The 20,111-nt window shown below is 64.3% G+C and carries 23 protein-coding genes; 10 read left to right on the top strand and 13 right to left on the bottom strand.

Annotation, left to right across the window (positions count from 1 at the left end):
- Window positions 1-87 precede the first annotated feature (87 nt).
- From ispG to dxr, 3 genes are all read right to left on the bottom strand, one after another.
- Complete coding sequence (gene ispG / locus ABZ942_RS03045) at window positions 88-1,245, bottom strand: flavodoxin-dependent (E)-4-hydroxy-3-methylbut-2-enyl-diphosphate synthase (protein WP_357378469.1); 1,158 nt, start codon at window positions 1,243-1,245, stop codon at window positions 88-90.
- Window positions 1,246-1,388: 143 nt separating this feature from the next.
- Window positions 1,389-2,588: a M50 family metallopeptidase gene (locus tag ABZ942_RS03040; RefSeq protein ID WP_357378467.1), complete on the bottom strand. Its 1,200-nt coding sequence runs from the start codon at window positions 2,586-2,588 to the stop codon at window positions 1,389-1,391.
- A 195-nt stretch (window positions 2,589-2,783) separates the two neighbouring features.
- A complete protein-coding gene (gene dxr, locus ABZ942_RS03035; protein WP_357378465.1) occupies window positions 2,784-3,923 on the bottom strand; it encodes a 1-deoxy-D-xylulose-5-phosphate reductoisomerase in 1,140 nt (379 codons plus the stop codon).
- Between the two features lie 154 nt (window positions 3,924-4,077).
- Between dxr and ABZ942_RS03030 the strand changes: the two genes are divergently transcribed.
- Both ABZ942_RS03030 and ABZ942_RS03025 read left to right on the top strand, forming a co-directional pair.
- On the top strand, window positions 4,078-4,347 hold the full coding sequence (locus ABZ942_RS03030) for a DUF2631 domain-containing protein (protein ID WP_357378463.1): 270 nt from the start codon (window positions 4,078-4,080) through the stop codon (window positions 4,345-4,347).
- A gap of 137 nt (window positions 4,348-4,484) precedes the next feature.
- Window positions 4,485-4,817, top strand: coding sequence for a hypothetical protein (locus ABZ942_RS03025; protein ID WP_357378461.1), 333 nt, complete (start codon window positions 4,485-4,487; stop codon window positions 4,815-4,817).
- Between the two features lie 258 nt (window positions 4,818-5,075).
- Here ABZ942_RS03025 and ABZ942_RS03020 read toward each other — a convergent pair whose 3' ends face one another.
- The gene (locus ABZ942_RS03020; protein ID WP_357378459.1) at window positions 5,076-6,014 is read right to left on the bottom strand and encodes a LysR substrate-binding domain-containing protein; all 939 of its coding nucleotides are present in this window, start codon (window positions 6,012-6,014) and stop codon (window positions 5,076-5,078) included.
- Window positions 6,015-6,050: 36 nt separating this feature from the next.
- Between ABZ942_RS03020 and ABZ942_RS03015 the strand changes: the two genes are divergently transcribed.
- Entirely contained in the window at window positions 6,051-6,464 is a 414-nt protein-coding gene (locus tag ABZ942_RS03015; RefSeq protein ID WP_357378457.1) for a DUF5997 family protein, read from the top strand.
- 33 nt (window positions 6,465-6,497) lie between these two features.
- Here the strand turns inward: ABZ942_RS03015 and ABZ942_RS03010 are convergent, their stop codons facing one another.
- From ABZ942_RS03010 to ABZ942_RS02995, 4 genes are read right to left on the bottom strand one after another with little or no spacing between them, the layout of a single operon-like run.
- Window positions 6,498-7,733, bottom strand: coding sequence for a hypothetical protein (locus tag ABZ942_RS03010; RefSeq protein WP_357378455.1), 1,236 nt, complete (start codon window positions 7,731-7,733; stop codon window positions 6,498-6,500).
- A 14-nt stretch (window positions 7,734-7,747) separates the two neighbouring features.
- The gene (locus ABZ942_RS03005; protein WP_357378453.1) at window positions 7,748-8,686 is read right to left on the bottom strand and encodes an inositol monophosphatase family protein; all 939 of its coding nucleotides are present in this window, start codon (window positions 8,684-8,686) and stop codon (window positions 7,748-7,750) included.
- Window positions 8,687-8,723: 37 nt separating this feature from the next.
- A complete protein-coding gene (locus ABZ942_RS03000; RefSeq protein ID WP_357378451.1) occupies window positions 8,724-9,329 on the bottom strand; it encodes a hypothetical protein in 606 nt (201 codons plus the stop codon).
- Entirely contained in the window at window positions 9,326-10,072 is a 747-nt protein-coding gene (locus ABZ942_RS02995) for a papain-like cysteine protease family protein (RefSeq protein WP_357378449.1), read from the bottom strand. The genes ABZ942_RS03000 and ABZ942_RS02995 overlap by 4 nt, the downstream gene beginning before the upstream one ends.
- Before the next feature lie 182 nt (window positions 10,073-10,254).
- On the opposite strand from ABZ942_RS02995, the gene ABZ942_RS02990 reads away from it, so the two are divergent.
- From ABZ942_RS02990 to ABZ942_RS02980, 3 genes are all read left to right on the top strand, one after another.
- Complete coding sequence (locus tag ABZ942_RS02990) at window positions 10,255-11,112, top strand: C1 family peptidase (protein ID WP_357378447.1); 858 nt, start codon at window positions 10,255-10,257, stop codon at window positions 11,110-11,112.
- A 407-nt stretch (window positions 11,113-11,519) separates the two neighbouring features.
- On the top strand, window positions 11,520-13,490 hold the full coding sequence (locus tag ABZ942_RS02985; protein ID WP_357378445.1) for a glycosyl hydrolase family 18 protein: 1,971 nt from the start codon (window positions 11,520-11,522) through the stop codon (window positions 13,488-13,490).
- Window positions 13,491-13,755: 265 nt separating this feature from the next.
- On the top strand, window positions 13,756-14,700 hold the full coding sequence (locus ABZ942_RS02980; protein ID WP_357378443.1) for an alpha/beta hydrolase: 945 nt from the start codon (window positions 13,756-13,758) through the stop codon (window positions 14,698-14,700).
- Between the two features lie 168 nt (window positions 14,701-14,868).
- Here the strand turns inward: ABZ942_RS02980 and ABZ942_RS02975 are convergent, their stop codons facing one another.
- The 3 genes from ABZ942_RS02975 to ABZ942_RS02965 all read right to left on the bottom strand — a co-directional run bounded on the left by ABZ942_RS02975 (window position 14,869) and on the right by ABZ942_RS02965 (window position 16,557).
- Complete coding sequence (locus tag ABZ942_RS02975) at window positions 14,869-15,168, bottom strand: hypothetical protein (RefSeq protein ID WP_357378441.1); 300 nt, start codon at window positions 15,166-15,168, stop codon at window positions 14,869-14,871.
- Between the two features lie 233 nt (window positions 15,169-15,401).
- The gene (locus ABZ942_RS02970) at window positions 15,402-15,674 is read right to left on the bottom strand and encodes a hypothetical protein (RefSeq protein WP_357378439.1); all 273 of its coding nucleotides are present in this window, start codon (window positions 15,672-15,674) and stop codon (window positions 15,402-15,404) included.
- Between the two features lie 160 nt (window positions 15,675-15,834).
- On the bottom strand, window positions 15,835-16,557 hold the full coding sequence (locus ABZ942_RS02965) for a MerR family transcriptional regulator (protein ID WP_357378437.1): 723 nt from the start codon (window positions 16,555-16,557) through the stop codon (window positions 15,835-15,837).
- A gap of 61 nt (window positions 16,558-16,618) precedes the next feature.
- Between ABZ942_RS02965 and ABZ942_RS02960 the strand changes: the two genes are divergently transcribed.
- Window positions 16,619-17,089, top strand: a complete 471-nt coding sequence (locus tag ABZ942_RS02960; protein WP_357378435.1) for a DUF6194 family protein — start codon at window positions 16,619-16,621, stop codon at window positions 17,087-17,089.
- A 277-nt stretch (window positions 17,090-17,366) separates the two neighbouring features.
- Window positions 17,367-18,044 carry a hypothetical protein gene (locus tag ABZ942_RS02955; RefSeq protein WP_357378433.1) on the top strand — a complete coding sequence of 226 codons (678 nt, stop codon included), beginning with the start codon at window positions 17,367-17,369 and terminating at the stop codon, window positions 18,042-18,044.
- Window positions 18,045-18,166: 122 nt separating this feature from the next.
- On the opposite strand, the gene ABZ942_RS02950 is transcribed toward ABZ942_RS02955, so the two are convergent.
- Window positions 18,167-18,952, bottom strand: a complete 786-nt coding sequence (locus ABZ942_RS02950; protein ID WP_357378431.1) for an SAM-dependent methyltransferase — start codon at window positions 18,950-18,952, stop codon at window positions 18,167-18,169.
- A 238-nt stretch (window positions 18,953-19,190) separates the two neighbouring features.
- The gene (locus ABZ942_RS02945; RefSeq protein ID WP_357378429.1) at window positions 19,191-19,328 is read right to left on the bottom strand and encodes a hypothetical protein; all 138 of its coding nucleotides are present in this window, start codon (window positions 19,326-19,328) and stop codon (window positions 19,191-19,193) included.
- A 142-nt stretch (window positions 19,329-19,470) separates the two neighbouring features.
- Here ABZ942_RS02945 and ABZ942_RS02940 point away from each other — a divergent pair, with 142 nt between their 5' ends.
- Together ABZ942_RS02940 and ABZ942_RS02935 are read left to right on the top strand one after the other, a co-directional pair.
- Window positions 19,471-19,716, top strand: a complete 246-nt coding sequence (locus ABZ942_RS02940; protein WP_357378427.1) for a type II toxin-antitoxin system prevent-host-death family antitoxin — start codon at window positions 19,471-19,473, stop codon at window positions 19,714-19,716.
- Window positions 19,704-20,105 (top strand): type II toxin-antitoxin system VapC family toxin, encoded by a 402-nt coding sequence (locus ABZ942_RS02935; RefSeq protein ID WP_357378425.1) that lies wholly within the window; start codon window positions 19,704-19,706, stop codon window positions 20,103-20,105. Before ABZ942_RS02940 ends, ABZ942_RS02935 begins: the two co-directional genes overlap by 13 nt.
- Window positions 20,106-20,111: the final 6 nt, after the last annotated feature.

Genomic DNA, 20,111 nt, shown 5'->3' with positions numbered 1-20,111 from the left:
GCGATGTGGTACGGCTATGCCGAACGCAACAGTTCGCAGAATGTTCAACTGAACCAGACGAAGTCCGGCTACCACCCGGGAAGGTCGTCAGCCGACCGTCACGACCGGCTCGCCCGCGCCCGCTTCCACGCCCATCTGCTCGGCGATGCGCAGCGCCTCTTCGATCAGGGTTTCCACGATCATCGCCTCCGGCACGGTCTTGATGACCTCGCCCTTGACGAAGATCTGGCCCTTGCCGTTGCCGGACGCGACACCGAGATCCGCCTCGCGCGCCTCGCCGGGCCCGTTCACGACGCAACCCATCACGGCCACCCGCAACGGCACCTCCATGCCCTCCAGACCGGCACTGACTGCGTTCGCGAGGCTGTACACGTCCACCTGGGCGCGGCCACACGACGGGCAGGACACGATCTCGAGCTTGCGCGGGCGCAGGTTCAGCGACTGCAGGATCTGATCGCCGACCTTGATCTCCTCGGCGGGCGGCGCGGACAGCGAGACCCGGATGGTGTCGCCGATGCCCTCCGACAGCAGCGCACCGAACGCCACCGCGGACTTGATAGTGCCCTGGAACGCCGGGCCCGCCTCGGTCACGCCGAGGTGCAGCGGGTAGTCGCTGCGCGCGGCCAGCTGGCGGTAGGCCTCCACCATGATGACCGGGTCGTTGTGCTTGACCGAGATCTTGATGTCGCCGAAGCCGTGGTCCTCGAACAGGCTCGCCTCCCACAGCGCGGATTCCACCAGCGCCTCGGGGGTGGCCTTGCCGTACTTCTCCAGCATCCGCTTGTCCAGCGAACCGGCATTGACGCCGATGCGGATCGGGATGCCCGCCGCGGCCGCGGCCTTGGCGACCTCGCCGACCCGGCCGTCGAATTCCTTGATGTTGCCGGGATTTACCCGCACCGCGGCGCAGCCGGCGTCGATGGCCGCGAAGATGTAGCGCGGCTGGAAGTGGATGTCGGCGATGACCGGGATCTGGCTCTTGCGCGCGATGGTGGCCAGCGCGTCCGCGTCTTCCTGCCGTGGGCAGGCCACCCGGACGATGTCACAGCCGGACGCGGTGAGCTCCGCGATCTGCTGCAGCGTGGCATTGATGTCGTGGGTCTTGGTGGTGGTCATCGACTGCACGGAGATCGGGTGATCACTTCCGACCCCGACATTGCCCACCTGCAACTGGCGAGTCTTGCGTCGAGGAGCGAGAACGGCCGCGGGTGCGGCGGGCATCCCCAATCCGATTGTGCTGGTCACTTTCGGCTGCCTACTTTCGTACGTACATTGTGGGCCGTTCGGTTTCCGAGCTTAGTCGCGCACGCCGAACGACCACCCTGTGACGCCCACGACAACGTGCTGTCCCCCAAGTGCCGGCGACAGGGTACCGCGTCCGTGCGAACTCAGAACAACTTGATCGGATTGACGATGTCGGCGACCAGCGTCAGCACCATATAGGCGCCGCCGATCACCACCGCGACATAGGTCAGCGGCAACAGCTTCAGATAGTCCACCGGACCGCCGGGTGCCAGGCCCTTCCAGCCGCGGATGGTGTTGCGGATCTTCTCGTACAGCACCACCGCCATGTGGCCGCCGTCCAGCGGCAGCAGCGGCAGGATGTTGAAGGCGCCGAGGAAGAAGTTCAGGCTGGCCAGGACCAGGATGAACACGCCCCACAGCCCGCGCTCGGCGGTCTCGCCGCCGATCTTGCTCGCGCCGTACACGCTGACCGGGGTTTCCGGGTCACGCTCGCCGCCGGTCACCGCGCTCCACAGCGCGGTCACCTTCTGCGGCAGCTGGGCCAACGACTGGAAGGTGCGCACGAACATGTCGCCGGTGAACGCGCCCGCGGCGGGGATCGCGCTCAGCACGTTGTACTTGACCGGCCCGTAGAAGTCCGAGCCCGCACCGATCACGCTGACCTCGCGGCCCGCTCCGCCGCCCTCCGGGTAACGCATGACACGTTCCGGGGTGACCGGGATGGTGAGAGTCTGACCGTCGCGCTCGATCGTGTAGGTGAAGGGGCCGGTCTGCTTCTGGGTCTCGGACTGGAAGTCCTTCCAGGTCTTCACCTTCACGTCGTTGACCGACTTGACGATGTCGCCGCGCCGCAGACCCGCACGCTGGGCCGGGCCCTCGCCGGAGCACGGCTGGATGCTGCCGTCCGGATTCTGTTGCGCTGCACAACTCATGTTGCCGAGCGCGGTGGCCGGTGGCTGATCGAACCGCGGCAGGCCCCAGCCGATGGCGAGGATGACCACCAGGATGAAGCCGAGCAGGAAGTTCATCGCGATGCCACCCGACATCACGACCATCCGCTTCCAGGTTTCCTGGCGGTACATGGCCCGCTCGACTTCTTCCGGCTCCAGCTCGTCCAGGGCGGTCATGCCCGCGATATCGCAGAAGCCGCCGAGCGGCAGCGCCTTGAGGCCGTATTCGGTCTCGCCGCGCCGGAACGAGAACACCTTCGGCCCGAAACCGATGAAGTACCGCCGCACCTTCATGCCGGTGGCCTGGGCGGTCCACATGTGCCCGCATTCGTGCAGCGCGATCGAAATCGTGATGCCTAGCGCGAACAGCACGAACCCCAACGCGTAGACCATGTGTTTAGCAGCCCTCCTGCATAGCGCAGCTCGCCTCGATGAAGTGCGACCGCCGGATCGGCCGCCCACAAACCTGGACCCGCACATCCCGTCACGGCCGCGAGCACCCCGACCACAGTAACCGGGCCTCTCCCGGGCCTGCGTGTTCAGTGTGCCAGGCGATGGTCGGCGGGCGAGTCCGAGCCTGCCGAGCGGTCAGGCGTGAACGCGGGATCGAGCGAATTCGCGAGCCCAGCTGTCGGCGGCGAGGACTTCGTCGAGGGAGTTCGGTTCGGTGCGCCATTGATCGGCGGCCTCGACGGCGGCGGTTACGGTGCGGACGATGTCGGGGAAACGGATGGCGCCGTCCAGGAAGGCTTGTACCGCAACCTCGTTGGCGGCGTTGTAGACGGCGGTGACGCTGCCGCCCGCCTCGCCGGCCCGGCGGGCCAGGTCGATGGCCGGGAAGACCTCGTTGTCGACCGGCTCGAAAGTCCAGGTGGCGGCGGTGCCGAAATCGCAGGCCAGCGCGGCGCCGGGGACCCGGTCGGGCCAGCCGAGGGCCAGCGCGATCGGCAGTTTCATGTCCGGCGGGCTGGCCTGGGCGAGGGTGGAGCCGTCGGTGAAGGTGACCATCGAGTGCACGATCGACTGTGGGTGCACGGTGACGTCGATGCGATCGTAGGGAATGCCGAACAGCAGGTGCGTTTCGATCAGCTCCAGGCCCTTGTTGACCAGCGACGCCGAGTTCAGCGTGTTCATCGGGCCCATCGACCAGGTCGGATGCGTCTTGGCCTCAGCGGGATTCACCGATTCCAGCATCTCGGCGGTCCAGCCGCGGAACGGGCCGCCCGAGGCGGTGAGCACCAGCCGGTCCACCTCCTCGGCGCGACCGCCGCGCAGGCACTGGGCCAGCGCGGAATGTTCCGAATCGACCGGCACGATCTGGCCGGGCGCCGCGGCGCGAGTGACCAGCGAGCCGCCCGCCACCAGCGATTCCTTGTTCGCCAGCGCGAGCCGGGTGCCCGACTGCAGCGTGGCCAGGGTCGGTTCCAGGCCGAGCGAGCCGACCAGCGCGTTGAGCACGACATCGGCTTCGGTGCGGCGGACCAGTTCGGTCGCCGCGTCCGGGCCCGCCAGCGGGATGCCGAGCTGCTGAGCGGCTTTGGGGTCGGCGACCGCGACATTGCGGGTCCCGGTGGCCGCGATCTGCGCGGCCAGCAGCTCGGTATTGCCGCCGCGCGCGGCCAGGCCGACCACCTCGAACCGGTCGGGGTTGGCGGCGATCACCTCGAGCGCTTGGGTACCGATGGATCCGGTACTGCCGAGGAGCAGGACTCTCACGATGTCGGACACGTGTTCATTGTGGCGCACCAGAAAACAGGCACGATGCTTACCCGCCCCGCCGCCCCACCGTCCGCCGAGCGGCGTGTCCCGACTTACAACGACGCACCGTCGTATGTCACGATATCGAGCAGTAGTCCATCCCGAACCAGCTAAGGAGCGAATCGTGGCCGCCACGGAACTCGAACCCGCCAGCACCGAGCGCGCCATCGTCACTCACGTGGACACCGCCGAGGTTCCGTCCGCGGCGTGGGGGTGGAGCGGTGAATCGCCCCGCACCTTCCGCGCCGCCGGCTGGATCGTCGCGTTCATCCTGGTCGCGATGGTCATCGGCAACCACAAGGGACATGTCGAGGACATCTTCCTGGTCGGCTTCGCCCTCGCCATCGTCGGCATTCTGGTCCGGGACTCGTTCCTGCGCCGCAAGCCTCGCTAGTCGGGTTGCGGCACGCCGAATGCCCTGAGATATATCGGCTTTCACCAGACCGAACGGTCTAGTACGGTGTGCGTCGAGAGGTCCGCGACCCGATTCGGGTCGCGGACCTTCGCTGCTGACCAGACCGTGAGGACGTTATGCCCAAGATCTTCGCCGCCGCGCTGCTGACCGCCAGCGCCGTCGGTTCGCTGTTGCTGCTGCCCGCCGCTGCGGCCCATGCCCAGTCCGAGACCTGCGGCCGCGCCGTCGACGCCATCAACAAGGCCATCGCCGGATCTCCGAACGGCGTCCTGGAGGACGCCGTCGCGAAGGCGCTGCACGGCACGCTGCTGTCCATCGCCGCGAGCGGTGGCGAGCAGGCCGAGAAGGACGTCATCATCGCCTACGCCAACGCGTTGGCCGATGACAATGTGAGCGACCTGGATCCGGTCACCGATCAACTCAACCGTGTTTGCGGAGCAAACAGCTGAACTCGCCCGTAGGCGAACAGGTTTCAGTGCGCCTATAGCGGCGGCTGTTCGGACGCTGCCCGATAATGCTGCGGCCGAACGGCATTCAGGTTGATCCGGCGTCGAGCGGGACATGATCGAGCGCACTCCTGTTGCGCCGCAGTCATGTTCCGCTCGACGGCCCTTCCGGCGGCGGCAAGATCAGCTGGCACCGACCGCACAAGAGCGCCCCAACCGACCTTCCGCAACGGTTTGCCACGCGTTCTCGACAGCTGCGAATCAGCGTCCTCGACGCTTGGCAGGCTTCTTCTTGGCGCCCGAACTCCGTGCCGGACTCGGCCGCCCACCTGTCCGCTTCGCCGCCGACTTCTTCTGTGGCTCAGGGGTTTTGGCTCGAGCGACTGGCGAACGAGAACTCCGCTCGGAACGCCCTCGGACAACACCCACGAAATCCTCGACCACATCAGTGGTCCGATCAGTCGGCCACGCCAAGGCGATCTCGGTATTCGCGACGTCGGTGACCGTGCGATACACAAGGTCGCGCCGAGCATGCAACCGAGCGATCGAATGCGGAACCACGGCGACACCCACTCCGGCCGCGACCAGCTCGATGGCCCCCTCGACAGCGTCGATATCGGAGGCATCCTGCATCCGTTCATCCGCCAGGTCCGCCATGCTCACCTGCTCGAACACCGAGATCGGATGATCCTTCGGCACCACAACCACGGGCAACTCCCGATAGAGCGGAATCGCACTCATCCCGTCCCGATCAATCGGCAACCGAACAAAGCACAGATCGACCCGCCCCTCCCGCAACGCCGCTTCCTGCTCCCCCATCGGCACCGCCACCACCTCGAGCGACGTATCCGGAAAACGTTCACTCCAGATCCGCGTCCACTTGGACACCGTCACCCCTGGCACGAACCCGACCCGCAATGCGGCAGGCCCATCGGGCGTCTCCTCGACAACCGCCGCCGCCCGCGCGATCAACTCCCGCGCCTCCCCCAGCAACTCCGCCCCATCCTCGGTCAGCTGAGTCGGCTGCGCCCCTGGCACGAAAAGCTTCGTCCCCAGCTCCCCCTCCAATTCGATCACCGTTTGGCTCAGCCGCTGCCGCGAAATGTTCAACCCTTTCGCCGCCCGCGCAAAATGCAGCTCCTCGGCAACCGCGACAAACCACCGCAGCCGCACGACATCAATCGACTCCAACCGGCTCATGCCAGGAACCATATCTGCACCCGATAAGCTAACTCGGTGAGCCCGGACCCTAACCCCCAGATGATGAAGCCCCTGACCGCAGCCAACAAGCTCGGCATCTACCTGCCCGCGGCCCCGGAATCCTTCCGCAACACCCCGCTGTCCCGCGCCGACCTCGACGCCCTCCGCACCAACCCGCCGGAGTGGCTCACCGACCTCCGCCGCACCGGCCCCTTCCCCCGCGACATCACCGCCCGCAAACTGGGCGTCTCCAACTCCGGCCTCTCCCGCGCCGAAGTCTCCGACGCCCTCACGGCCGACGAAATCGCCGCCCTCCTGGCCGACCCGCCGGAGTGGCTGATCCGCGAACGCGAAAACTACGCCGAGGTCGTCAAGGAAAACGAGCGAATCGCCGCCAAGGAAGCCGAACGCCGCGCCGCCACCAACCGCCCCGCCAAAAACCGCACGTAAGCCGCGACCGCTCTTCGTCAGCTCTCGAACTCCTCACATACCGCTGACAAACTCCCGGTAGAGGAACTTCTGGTGCAGACTCTCCAGCGTTCCCGAATATCGCCGGAAGGGGACCAAGGCGAGACGAAGAGGCCTGGTGATGGGTATCCCTGGGCCGATTAGTTCCGCGACCGACGCTGCGGCCTCGATCAACATGGTCTCTGTCTCGTTCGGTTCAGCCGACTCGAGACCTAGGCGCCTGAGCAGCTGGTCGCGGACCCCTTCCACATCGAGTTCCAAGCGACGAGCTTCCTCTTCGGTGTCGCACCGAGACAGCGCTCGCCGGAAATCGACTGCTCTCGAGCGGTATTCGTCGATACGTCCGCAGATCATCTGCAGCCAACGCTCGTCGGCGAAACGTCCTCGATCACGCAGTGACCACAACCTTCCGCCCAGCAGCGGCAGTTGGTATTCCAACATCTGCAAGCGACGCCCTTGCCTCGCCCCAGCGACCTTGCGGATCTCGCTGGGTATGCCGCGGACCGCCGAAATCACTTCCTCGATTGCGCTCTCCGCGACTCCGTCGTCGAAGAGATCGAACATCACCGAGAAGTCGCGCCGAAGGGGATGCGGTGTATACGCAACGCTTTTCACCTTCGCCCGTGCCGAGTAGCGCAGCGAACGCACCAATGTGGCGATGAGCCATAGCTGCTGCTCATTATCCGCGATCAGGCTGCGGAATTGTCCCTCCATCGCGAACGATGACGCACGTGCCCATTGACCAAAAGGGTCGAGTTCCACACCATCAGCGCCGCCGATACGAGCACGGTGATGGCCATCGACCCTGACGTTCTCCCACTGATAGTCCGCCCACGCCGCAATGTTCGCCAGCATCCGCTGCCCGCCACCGCGCTCTTGCACTTCGCGATCGGCGCGACGGGTCTTGTCGATGAACCGGAGCATGGTCTCGACGCCCGTTGTTTTGAGCGTCTCCATCGCGGCTCGCTCGGCTGTGACCAGGGCCGGCTCTTCACTGGGATCGATCGACAACGGTGCGGCGATTCGCAGATCGAAGAGATGGCGAAGGATTCGAGGAAAGTCGCCGTAGTCTGCTGGGACCGGATTCAGCTCCGTCGGATGCGGTACGAGCACCTCATCGAAATAGATCAGCGACTGGACAAGCTCCGCATAGCACTGCTGCGCAAAGGGATCCCGAGGTCGAGACGGCGAGCTGTGGTTCTGCGAGAGGATGAATTCCTCGGCGCTGATGAACGTCGTGACGTCCACCATGACACGATTCGACATCAGCCGCCCCGGGACTCCGCCAGCAACTCTACGAACCACCGCACGCAATCCGCGTCGCCGACAACCGTCGCAGGGAAGGTCGGCTCACGCTGATTCAAGAACTGCTCGCCGAGCGGCAACGGGCTGACCCCGCCCCCGTCGGTGGCCGTACGGCCCATCGCCATCGACAGTCCGATGCCCGCCGCTCCGTCCCACACCTTCTGATCGGTCCGGTAGAACAGGTCGAACTGATGTTCCGGAGCCCGGGTCCAGGCGGAGAGGTCGATGCACGTTCTGACCATGTCGAGAGTTTGGGATGTGGTGCGGGTCTTCATAACACAGCCGACATCGGCGAGATCGTTCTCGAACTTCCGTGCGGCGGCGTCCTTACTTCGCGTGACCGAGGCCTGCCGAGGTATCGCTGAAAAGTTAAGCGGCTCAGCGGTTTGGCCGTTCACGATTACCTCTCCCGACCAGTGGATCATGATCGGCGTGCGATCGGCGCCCAGCTCGGGCGCGAGAACGTACGCCCCTGTCGGTATACCGGCTTCGAGAAGGCATACAACACTGCAGAATTCGCGCCCACCGGGCGCGACGAACTCACTCGTGCCGTCGATTGGGTCGATGATCCAAGTCAGCTCGCCTGAGCTCGGCAGCTCCGCCCCGTCTTCTTCCGCGACGAATCGAGACCGGGGAAAGTATTGCCCGATGGTTTCGACGATGGTCGTCTGAGCAGCCAGGTCTGCCTCCGACAACAGTGTGTTGTCAGCTTTCGTGTCGACCTGTAGTGATGAAAGGTTGCGGCGGTACCGACGAAGCAACGGCAGCAACTGCTCATCGAGTGCTTTCCACAACGATCCGACGTCGCTCAAGGCGCCCTCCCGCACAGTGTTGTCTCCTGAGCGTAGCGGTTCTGCTGGCCGCTCATGGCTATAACCTGCGGGTTCGATCAGGTCCACCCGCCAGTCCACTGCCGATCCCCAAGGGGGTGGGAGCTCACCGTGACGCCAGCCACTGTTTGAATTGGTTCGTGTCGAATTCTCGCCCCTTCATGTCGGTGTAGGTGCTGGATGAGATTGCGGTGACGTGGGTTTCGGTCCAGGCGAACCAGGTGTGGGACGGGTAGTCCAGGAGCAGTTGGGCGTCGGGTGGCAGGGCCTGGGCTGCTTGGGATTCCTCTGTTCCTGTCGCGATGGCGCGCGGGGCGTAGGGAGCGGTTGGGTCGAGCTGGACTGTGTCGGGCTCGGTTCGTGGGTCGATTTTTGTTGGTATGGCGATGTATGACGGGGTGCCTGCGTTGTCCAGAGGGGACTGGGGATCGGTCGCGAAGCTCGGGTTGGTTGCGTAGACCATTACGTGGGGGCCGGTTCGGTGGAGAGTCGGCAGGCTTTCGGTGGTGGGCGGGTTTTGCGATCTGAGGAATGAGGCGGCCAATTGGGCTGTCGCCGGCGATTCGAGTACCCGATCGATCGTGTCGACATCCGGGGCGGTTGCCGAACTGGCATCGGCATTTGCCGGGGTATGCGGCGAGGCCGCGCATCCCTGAATCGCCAAGGCGGCGGCCAGGAGTGCCGCCGCTGCGCAGAGCGAGCGCCGGCTCATTTGTTTTTCGTTATTCCGTAATCTTCGCCGAACCACGCCCATTCGGAGTTCTGGGTATATGACGCGAGCGTCTGGGTGACGATTCGTCGCGAGGTCGGCCACGGGTCTCCGTAGGTGATGGTGCCCGCGTCCGCGTCGTAGCCATAGACGACCTGGGCGTGACCACCGCCTGCCGCCCAGGCAATTCCGGTGAGGATCGGGCGATTTGCCGAGATTTCCGCGGCGATTTTGGTCATGGAGAACGGTGATCCCACCGAGGCGTTGAAGCCGATCTTTTTGAATGCGTTGGCGATCTCTTCGAGTGACGCGCTCTCGTTGGGACACGGCTTGCCCCGGGCGGCGTTGTGCACGAGTTTGCAGTAGTCGGTCTGGGCGATGCGGTGGCCGAGGTAGGTGGATATCGAGGCGCCGTCGGCGGCCCAGCACCATTGATTCCACTCTTGCACCTGTTGGGCATAGGGAAGTGTCTTCGAACCGACGGCCATGGCTCGTGGTTCGATCACGCCGGGTAGTGCGGTGGTGACCTGCAACCCGGTCGAGCGTGATCCGAAATCCTTTCCAGCAGAATTCGGTTCGGCAATCGAGGTGGCTTGACCGAACGAAAAGATCACCACTGTCGCGGCGATTATCAAGGCATGGAGTTTTCTTCGCGGCAGCACTCGGGCACCCTCTTTCGGGTTGCAGAAATTTCTGGAAAAGCTACGCCGCGACTTCCGACGGCGGCAAGTGGGGAACTTCCCCAATCCGAAACACGATGTCAACACCGAATGCTGTTGCCGCACTGCTGTTTTGCGAGGAGCATTCGCAATGTAGCAACGGCACGTCCGAACTGTTCGACAGTTCAACATTTCTCGACGTCCGGTGCGCATCGGGGCAATCTGCCCCAAGTCGACAAAACGGACAAATCGCCAATTCAGGAGTCATCATGCGTTACTCAATCCTGCCCGCCGCAGTGGCATTCGCGGTGGGCGTCGGACTCGTCTCGGCGGGACTCGCGCAAGCGCAACCGCCCACGTCACCCGAACTCAAGCACCATGCCTTCGGATTCAATGTGCAAGCGGCGAAGGCCAACAAGGGCAAGGACACCAGCACCGGATTCGCACTGCCCGTCCGGGTCGGCTCCGCCGTGGCGCCGGCGTCCTATTCGCTCAAGCAGTACGCGGCGCCCGCAGGCGACCAGGGTGCGGTCGGGTCCTGCGTGACCTGGGCGACCGGCTACACCGGCTACGGCATCTTGATGAACGAGCAGCAGATCGCCGGCGGTCCGATGGCGCCGATGTACATCTACGCGCAGATCGCGCAGGGCGATGACCAGGGCACCTGGGCCGGTGTCGCACTGCCGATGGAGACCAGCCAGGGAATCGACACCAAATCCCACTACTGGCAGGGCGATTTCGACTACACCACCCAGCCCGATGCGTCGGAGCGCGCAAATGCCGCCCACTACAAGCTCTCCGGCGCCAAGGATCTGTCCTCCGGAGACCGGGTGACCAACATCAAGAACGCGATCGCGTCCGGCCTGCCGGTCCCGATCGGGTTCGAGGTCAGGCAGAGCTTCATGGATCTGAACTCGAGCAACTCCCGCTACAACCCGTCACGCAACGAGCGCACGGTAGGCGGCCACGAGGTGACGATCGTCGGATACGACCAGAACGGTGTCACCATCGAGAATTCTTGGGGCTCGGGCTGGGGCGCCAACGGCTTCTTCACCGCGCCGTGGTCCTTCATCACCAGCAGTGACGTCGATGAGGTTCACTCGATGGGACGCCTCGTCACCGGATGATTTGATACCCCTATGCGAAGTGCGATGTCCTGATTCCTGTCGGCTGTCCCGCCGGCAGGAATCGGGCGTTTTCGCCGCGTCGGATCGGCATCAGAATCCCCCGCCGACACCCCCGCGTCTATACCGTTGGAACTGGGGAAATTACGCGCTGACGTGCCCCAATTCCCCACTCTCACACTGGGGATCCGGACGCCTGCATTCATGTCATGATTCAAACGGTTGGCCAGGCTCGGCGGCACCCGCTTCGCCCGGAACAACCACTAGCACAATATATTTCGGTTCTCGTTCGCCTACGATCTTCGGGCCATCGCCGCGCGTGCACAGAAATGTCGCGGTGAACGATTCGCGGACCTTTCCGCGACTCCGTTCATCGGGGACCGATCCAACGTCCCCATAGGGAGGACCCCATGCGAACGGCGAAATCTACCGGGCTCGTCGCAATGGTCGCGAGTCTATTGATCGGCATAGCCGCGGTGTTGGTGGGATTCACCAACGCACCGGCCCAGACCGCGGCCGCGGCTCCCCCGACCTCAGGCGGTGTCAAGATCGGCTACTACAACCAGTGGTCGGTCTACGAGAACGCCTTCTACCTCAAGAACGCCGACACCTCGGGGATGGCGGGCAAGCTCGACTACATGATGTACGCGTTCGCGAACATCCACCCCACCGACCTGACCTGCTTCGAGGCGAACAAGGCGGCCAGCCAGGACGAGAACAACCCGAATGCCGGTGACGGCGCGGGTGATTCGTTCGCCGACTACGGCAAGTCGTTCGGCGCGGACATCAGTGTCGACGGCACCGCGGACGCCTGGAACGACCCGATCGTCGGTAACTTCAAGCAGATCAAGCAGCTGAAGGCGAAGCACCCGAACCTGAAGGTGCTCTTGTCGATCGGCGGCTGGACGTACTCGAAGTTCTTCTCCGATATCTCCGCCACCGATGCCTCGCGCAAGAAGTTCGCGTCCTCCTGCATCGACATGTTCATCAAGGGCAACCTGCCGCAGGCCGACGGTTACGGCGGCCCGGGAACCGGTAAGGGCATCTTCGACGGTCTCGATCTGGACTGGGAGTATCCCGGCGGTGGCGGCCATCTGGGCAACCACGCCTCGCCCGCCGACCGGGCCAACTTCACCCTGCTGACGGCCGAGTTGCGCAAGCAGCTGGACGCGCAGGGCGTGGTGGACAACAAGCACTACGCGCTGACCGCGGCCGTGGGAGCGGGGCAGGACAAGATCCACAACTACGAGACCGACAAACTCGGCAACAACCTCGACTTCGTCAATGTCATGACCTACGACATGCACGGAGCGTGGGATGCCAAGGGGCCGACCAACTTCCAGGATCCGATCTACAGCAGGCCGGACGACCCGATGAACCCGGTCCCGCCGGGCACCGCGAAATACAACATCGACGAGGCGGTCACCGCGTGGACCACGGGTGACAGTTCCTACGGCATCCCCGGTGGCTTCCCGGCGAACAAGCTGACCATCGGCTATCCGTTCTACTACCGCGGCTGGACGGGTGTGCAGCCCGGCAATAACCATGGACTGTTCCAACCCGCGTCAGGTCCGGCACCCGGCGGGCCATCCTCCGGAAACGTCCCTGGCATCCGGATGTACAAGGAACTGGCCGGCGTCGTCGACAATCCGTCACGCACGTTCTACGACCCGGTAGCGCAGGCCGCCTACTTCTATGACGGCACCAACTTCTGGGGCGGCGACTCACTGCAATCCATCCAGGCCAAGTCGGATTACCTGCACTGCAAGGGACTCGGCGGCGCGATGATGTACTCGCTGGAAAACCTGGATCCCGCGTCGACCCTGTTCAACCAGGTGATCAAGACCGTCGACGGTAGCGCCGCCAGCTGCACGCCGCCGACCACCACGCCGACCACACCGCCGACGTCGACGACAACCACGGTGCCGCCGACCACCACAACGACCGTCCCGCCGACCACCACGACCACGCCACCCACCGGAAACGGCGTGATCAACGGGGATTTCGAAAGCGGCGCACTGTCCCCGTGGTCCTGCACGGGCAACCTCGGCTCGCTCGTCACCAGCCCGGTACACGGCGGCAAGAACGCCCTCACCGGTGCGGCGAGCAGTGGCGACACTGCTCAATGCTCGCAACAGATCACCGTCGAGCCGAATCATGCCTACACGTTGGCAGCATGGGTGAACGGCAACTACGTCTACCTCGGCGTCACCGGCTCTGGCACCACCGACACGTCCACCTGGACTCCGGGAACCGGCGGTGCGTACCAACAACTTTCGACCAAATTCACCACCGGCGCCGCCACCACCAAGGTCACCGTCTGGGTCCACGGCTGGTATGGCCAAGGGTCCTACAGCGCGGATGACATCACTCTGAAGTAAGCACCGCGAACACAAAGGTGGGCCTCGTTTACGAGGTCCACCTTTTCGCCGTCCAAAGACCCACCCGGTCAGCTCTCCCAGGGCGGGCCCTCGATATGCACGCCGACACCGCGCAGGTTTGCCCGCCACGCGCCCGCGGACCGATGACACCCTGGGTGGTGATCTGCTCCACCTTGGAGGACCGGGCTCAGCACTCGGGGTCCTGATATCGGCGGCGGCTGCGGCGGACAGTTAGACGTGTCACCCCAGCGAACCGGAGTCTCCGATGTCGATCTCGAACACCACCTCGGCAGCACGTCATGCCACGGTTTCGACCGAGGATGGGGTGGCGCTCGCGGTTCGCGAGTACGGGCCGCGCAACGCGGATCTGACAGTCGTTCTGCTGCACGGACATTGCCTGCGCACGGAGTCCTGGACCTATGTGCGCGACGCGCTGCTGCGCGAGTACGCCGACGCTCGGGTGGTCTGTTACGACCATCGGGGCCACGGCGATTCAGCTGCGGCTTCGCGGCAGACCTATAACCTCGAGCAGCTCGGGCACGATCTGCGCGACGTCCTCGATGCTGTCGCGCCCACCGGGCCGGTTGTGCTCGTCGGTCACTCGATGGGCGGCATGGCCGTGCTGACCTACATCAGCCAGCGTCCACACGAGGTCGGCACTCGCATCGTCGGTGTCGCGCTGATCGCGACCGCGGCGAGCGGACTTGCCGACGCCGGTTTCGGGCGCCTGCTGCGCAACCCGGTCGTTTCGGTTTTCCAGGCTGCGGTGCGGCGGGCTCCGGCGCTGATGCAGCACGCAAAGCTGTTGGCCTGCAAGGTTTTCGCGCCGATCATTCGGACCGCCGAGTTCGGCGATCGCAAGGTCAGCCCCCGGGTGCTGGCCCTCGCCAACGCGATGCACAACGAGACGCCGATCGTGACGATGGCGAGCTTCCTGAGTGGGTTCATGGTCTATGACCAGACCGACGCGCTTGCGGTGCTGTCGAGGATTCCGACGTTGGTGCTGTGTGGTTCCGCCGACCTGATGACGCCGTCGTCGCATTCCGTCGCGATGGCCGCGGCCGTCGAGTATTCGGATTTCGTGCTGGTCGAGGGGGCCGGACATTCGGTGATCATGGAGCAGCCGGGGCGGGTTGCCGAGGCGGTTGCCCGGCTGATGACGCGAGCGGGCGGTGCGAGCAGGGGCGCTCGCCTGGCCCTCGTCGGGTAAAGCGAGAGCGGCTTCCTATCCCGGGATAGGAAGCCGCTCTACCGATTTCATCAGCAGATGGGTAACTCACCGGGGACGGGCCGACCCCGTCCACCGCACTACCTGCCGGACGCCAACACCTCCGATGCCTGAGTCAGGCCTGAACACGCGGAGCGGCGGGCCAGCGGGTTAATTGCCCGTGGTGAACTGACTCTGCTGGGCAATGACGAAGCCACCTTCGCCGTTGTGATCAGTTCCGGTGTCGAGGACCTTGTCGTCCAGGAATGCGGCGGCCTCGCGGTCCAAGAAGATTCGCGATCCTTCGGCAGTCAGGACCTGGTCTTGCTCAGCCGGTACCGCGGCCACTTCGAGTTGCAGCGTTTCGGCGCCGTCCGCGGTCGAGATGCGTAGGCCGGCCTCCTCCGGCGCGCCCTCCGCGGACGTGATGTTGCGAACGACCTCGATGGCGGTGGGGGTGAGCATCAACATGAATGTGGTTCCTTCCCGCTGTCGTGACAGCCCGCCAGGTGCTGGCGAACTCCATTCCGCCGACCGGCCGCCGACGCCGTCATTGGCGTCGCCGACGAGCACTGGCGTTCTCCAAGGGGTAGCCACCTACTGGTTCGCGAAACTATTTTTCTCGGCGACCGGCACATTTGCCCTGCTCAGGAGCGGATTGTGACGCTGACCGCAGCTGGCCAGCTAGCGGTCAGCGGCCGGTTCTACGCGGAACGGCTCCGTGACTTGGCCCACTGGAATACCAGCAGCACGGGCAGAATAAAGGCCTGGAAGAACATCCAGTACGAGCCGCCCTCGAAAAGAAACGCCAGATAGATGCCGTAGCCCACGAACAAGGTGCCGAAGACGGCGTTGAGTATCTGGCCCATGTTGCCCTGGGATTTGGCGAAGGACAGGGCGAGCATTGCCACACCACTCACCAGCAGCAGGACCACGTACCACGAGAACTGCGGGTCGGCGCTGAAGTCCAGATTCACGGATTTCCCCCATTGAAAGTAGTCGAACACAGAGTTGGGCGATTCCGAACGAGCCCCCCGAACGTGCGAATCGTGCCATTGCCGCCGAGCGACCGCAAGTCAGCGCGCAAGATAGCGTCGAATTATGTTTGCTTTCAACCCGTTTCGTTTGACGGCGGCGTCATTGGATCGGCGTGGTGAGCGAAACCACGGCGCGCAGTTCGGCGGCAGCGTCGAGGAATGCCATGGCGCGGGTGGTGATGCTGGAATCCCTGGCGGCCAGCGCGGACTGCACGTCCTCGGATCGGTGTGCACGCCGCAATTCCGGTAGCACGGCGCGTAGGTGTTCGATCGGATAACCCGCCTTTCGGAGTTGATGAACGATCCGGGCGTCTCGAACCTGACTCGGCGTGTAGTGGCGCGCGTCTTGTCGGGTGCGGTCCGGGATCACCAGACCTTCGGAATCCCAGTGTCGCAACGTGGATGGACGGACGCCGAGTGCGTCGGCGAGTTCGGCGATGCTCATCGAGTCGGAGCTGTGCACGTCATCGATCGGCTCACCCGAGATCGATGCGGCGGCGCGCTTGGCATGTCCGAGTTCGATGCGCTCGGCGTGCAGCCGGGCGTGTGCCGCGTCGAGCAGCGCGAGGGCTTGCGAGATCGGACCCGAGTGGACCACCCGGAGAATCTTCTTGGCTTCGGTCGGGCCCGTGCCGACCGCAAGAGCTCGGTAGGCAAGTGCCGAACGGAGGTGCACCTCGCCGTAGATCCGGTGGCCGGTCGCGGTGCGGTTGGCGGGCGGCAGCACACCGTCACGTTCGAGGTTGCGCACCTGCTGAACCGAGTAGCCAGCATGCCGAGCGATATCGACCGTGCGCTTGAACTGCGATTTGAGGCTTTCCACGCGAACCTCCTCATAACTTCGCACGAAGTCCACACAAGCACTTGAATGAGACGCTGGAAGCATGACCATAGACGAAATCATCGACTTCGTTGCCACCCTCGACGGCGTGCTGACCCTCAGCCCCACCGCCGGCGACCAATGGCCCGAAATCAGCTGGGGCGACACCTTCTTCTACTACTCCCCCGACGGCGCCATTCCCACCAACACCCAACCCTTCGCCACCATCGTGACCAAGGACTACCCCGACGATCAGAGCTCACTTCTGAACCGCCCCAACACCTTCCGAGTGAATATCGCCGCAGGAAAAGACGCGTTCACCCACTGGACCGGCCACACCCCGCGAGCCGCCACCGAGGTCGACTACAGCGCCACCGACACCGTCATCCCCCACCCCACCTACGCCGCCGCAGGCTGGCTCGCAGTAGTAAACCCCGGCCCCAGCACTGACGAACCGACCCGCGAGCTCCTGCAAACGGCCTACCACCGCGCCCGTTCCCGCTACGAGCGACGTGTCGGTTCGGATACCGCCTGACGGCTCAACGCTCCCACAAGGCTCGGAACACATTCCGTTGACGGTGCAACGATCACGTCGGACACGAGCTGGTCCACACCACGACATGTGCCACAGTTAACAATCAGCAAGCCTTGTCTATAGCGGCTCGCCGACTTAGGTTTAACCCATATTGTTATTCGGGATAGCTATCGTCAGCGGGGCCGCTAGGCATCCATGATGTCTCGTGACATGTCCAAAACCCGATCTGATGCGCGGTGCCACCGTGCCAGCAGGCCGAATCGAGGGTGGTGTGCGCATGAATGTATCGACGAAATTCGTTGCCGTGTCAGTACTTACGGCTGCCATCGTGGCGGGTTCACTGACCACGGCGCAGGCCGACGACGGGCCGGCCGGCCTGCATTACACAGCGCAGGCAGTCGGCGGCTCGATGACCCTGTCCACCGACTCGGGTTCCCTCGATACCGCCGACGACCGGCTCGAGATCCGCGACGACAGCGGCAATCTGATGGCCTCGTTCCCGCTGGGCTACTACCGAGATAACCAGCGATGGCCGATCGCAGCCCGAATCGACGGCAACACCGCGACATTGACACCGAGTGTGGATCCCGCGAGCGCGACACCGGCGCCGGGCACCACCGACCAGTTGAACGACATCGCCCTGGACCCGCAGTCTCCCGCCTTCGGCGCAGCGCTGTCGACCTTCTCCACCATCATCGGCATCGGCACCGCACTGGGCACGGTCATCGGCACCCTCGTCGGCGCTTCCCTCGGCTGCCTGCTCGGCGGCCTGCTGGTCGGCGGCGCCGCAACCCTGCCCACCTTCGGCGTACTCACCATCCCAGGCTTCCTCGGCGGCTGCATCGTGACCGCCATTCCCGGTGCCGCCCTCGGCGCCATCGTCGGCACCATCGTTTTCGGTGTGCCCGCGATCATCCTCGGTGGGATCCTGCTCGGCGGAGCACTGGCTGCCTAGGGCCTGGCCACCCGACCTGCCCCAACGACGATCTGCTCGTCGTTGGGGCAGGAGGTCAGCTCACGACGCAGTATTCACACCTGCTGACCTACTTCAGGCATGGCAGCCGCGAGGCTGAATATCTAGGACTTCAGGCAGATGCAGCCCAGGATCTCTACCCGCGTGGCGGGTGAGTCATCGTCGAGCCAGTCCTGGATAGGGGCCAATCCGGGATCGAGAATGTCGAATCCGTCCAAGTAGGGCGCGATTTCGGTGCGCGAGCGCAGCGCCGGAACGGCTGAACTGCCTCTGGTGGCCGACATGGCCTGCCTGATGAAGTTCGAATCGGAGTCAGTCGAGGCATGGGTGAGGATCAGGTGACTGCCCGAAGCCATGACGGCACGCAGTCGGGCGATGATCTCCGCTGGATGTTCATCATCCATGATGAAATGCAGGACGCCGACGATCAGAAACGCGACCGGCTGTGCGAAGTCGATCAGCCCTTCCGCGGCCAACCGGTCGATGATGGTGTCGGGTTGACGAAGGTCGGCCAACATCGGCGTATCGCCGGACGAGCTCGACACGGTGGCGTGCGCGAAAACAACAGGGTCGAAATCGATCGAGACCACCCGCGCCGACGGATCGATCTTGCAGGCTACGTCGTGGACAGACGGGGAAACCGGGATCCCCGCACCGATATCGATGAACTGACGGACTCCGGCGTCGGCGGCCACCTTGACACCCCGCAGCAAGAACCGACGGCTCATCTGTGCCAACGCTTTCGAGTCCGGCGCAACCTGCAACACCCGCTCGGCATACTCCTGATCCACGTCGTAGTAGTCCTTGCCACCAAGCATGTAGTTGTAGATCCGCGCCGAACTCGGCCTATACGGATCGACCCCCATAGGCTCTTGTCTGAAGTCCGACACCCCACCTCCTCGGTAGCGCGCAGATCGTAGCAAGGTCGTGCGCGCCCATCGGCGCGTTCACGCAGCATAGGCACTCAGCCTGCAGGCCGGTCCAGATGCATGGCGCGGCAATGGATTTTGGAGCGCTGCGCACCCGCATCTCGACCATGCCGGTGAGCAGATGGCTGGCGATAACTTTCTTTCCGTACCGCAAACGCAGTCATGGATTTCTTACTGTAGTTTTCGGCGCGGTCCTTTGCTACCGCGCTGACGGAGTGAGCTGAACCGGTAGGTACTGCGGGGCTGCGGTGAGAATCGACTCGGTCAGTGGGAGGGTGGCGGGGGCGGCGGCTAACGAGACATCCGGGTAGCGCGCGAGCAGGGCCCGCAGTGCCACTTGTCCTTCGAGCCGGGCCAGTCGTGCACCGATGCAGTAATGCATACGGCCTGGGCTCAGGATGCGAAGCGCCTCCTCGACTCACTGCAGAACCAGTCCAACAAGCCATTCCGCACGAGTAGCACAAGTGCTATCGTGAGGTATGAGCACAGTCGGGCTACGCGAACTTCGACAACAGGCCTCCGAACTGGTACGCCGAGCCGAGGCAGGCGAAGAGGTCACGATCACTGTCGCCGGAAGGCCGAGCGCCCGGCTTGTTCCTGTGGCGCCCAAGACATGGCGGCGTTTCGATGAAATCGCCGACCTGTGGTCCGGCAAAGCCGATCCCGACTGGGAGAGCGACCGAGACCTGATCGACCAGCGGTTGCGTGATCCGTGGACGACCTGACCAACGAGGGTCGGGCCGTACTCGACACCAGTGTTGTCATCGCGGAAGGCATCACGCCCATACCAGGATTGCTGACCATCAGTGCTGCCACTGTCGCGGAACTCCATTTCGGCATCCTCGTCGCACGGTCCGACGCCATCCGAGCCGAGCGACTGCGCCGACTGTCCGCGCTGCAGCGACGGTTCGACGCGTTGCCGGTCGATGATGCCGTTGCAGCAAGCTACGGCCTGATCGCCGCAGCCGTGGTGCGAGTCGGTCGCCAACCTCGCGCCCGCACCATGGACCTCATCATCGCAGCGACAGCGCATGCTCATTCAGCATGCCTCTACACACGCAATATCGACGACTTCATCGGGCTCGAAGACCTGGTAGAAATCGTCGCTGTCTGATGGGAT

The organism is Nocardia sp. NPDC046473 (assembly GCF_040645995.1).
In the GTDB taxonomy this organism is placed as follows: Bacteria; Actinomycetota; Actinomycetes; order Mycobacteriales; family Mycobacteriaceae; genus Nocardia.
Note: the sequence above shows the minus strand (reverse complement) of the source record. Positions and strands in the feature narration are given on the sequence as shown.

Bases quoted from the DNA above. Each gene is read 5' to 3' on its own strand.
- ABZ942_RS03040 (WP_357378467.1), bottom strand. From the start codon at position 2,588: ATGGTCTACGCGTTGGGGTTCGTGCTGTTCGCGCTAGGCATCACGATT.
- ABZ942_RS03025 (WP_357378461.1), top strand. From the start codon at position 4,485: ATGCCCAAGATCTTCGCCGCCGCGCTGCTGACCGCCAGCGCCGTCGGT.
- ABZ942_RS03020 (WP_357378459.1), bottom strand. From the start codon at position 6,014: ATGAGCCGGTTGGAGTCGATTGATGTCGTGCGGCTGCGGTGGTTTGTC.
- ABZ942_RS03010 (WP_357378455.1), bottom strand. From the start codon at position 7,733: ATGGTGGACGTCACGACGTTCATCAGCGCCGAGGAATTCATCCTCTCG.
- ABZ942_RS03000 (WP_357378451.1), bottom strand. From the start codon at position 9,329: ATGAGCCGGCGCTCGCTCTGCGCAGCGGCGGCACTCCTGGCCGCCGCC.
- ABZ942_RS02990 (WP_357378447.1), top strand. From the start codon at position 10,255: ATGCGTTACTCAATCCTGCCCGCCGCAGTGGCATTCGCGGTGGGCGTC.
- ABZ942_RS02985 (WP_357378445.1), top strand. From the start codon at position 11,520: ATGCGAACGGCGAAATCTACCGGGCTCGTCGCAATGGTCGCGAGTCTA.
- ABZ942_RS02980 (WP_357378443.1), top strand. From the start codon at position 13,756: ATGTCGATCTCGAACACCACCTCGGCAGCACGTCATGCCACGGTTTCG.
- ABZ942_RS02975 (WP_357378441.1), bottom strand. From the start codon at position 15,168: ATGTTGATGCTCACCCCCACCGCCATCGAGGTCGTTCGCAACATCACG.
- ABZ942_RS02960 (WP_357378435.1), top strand. From the start codon at position 16,619: ATGACCATAGACGAAATCATCGACTTCGTTGCCACCCTCGACGGCGTG.
- ABZ942_RS02955 (WP_357378433.1), top strand. From the start codon at position 17,367: ATGAATGTATCGACGAAATTCGTTGCCGTGTCAGTACTTACGGCTGCC.
- ABZ942_RS02940 (WP_357378427.1), top strand. From the start codon at position 19,471: ATGAGCACAGTCGGGCTACGCGAACTTCGACAACAGGCCTCCGAACTG.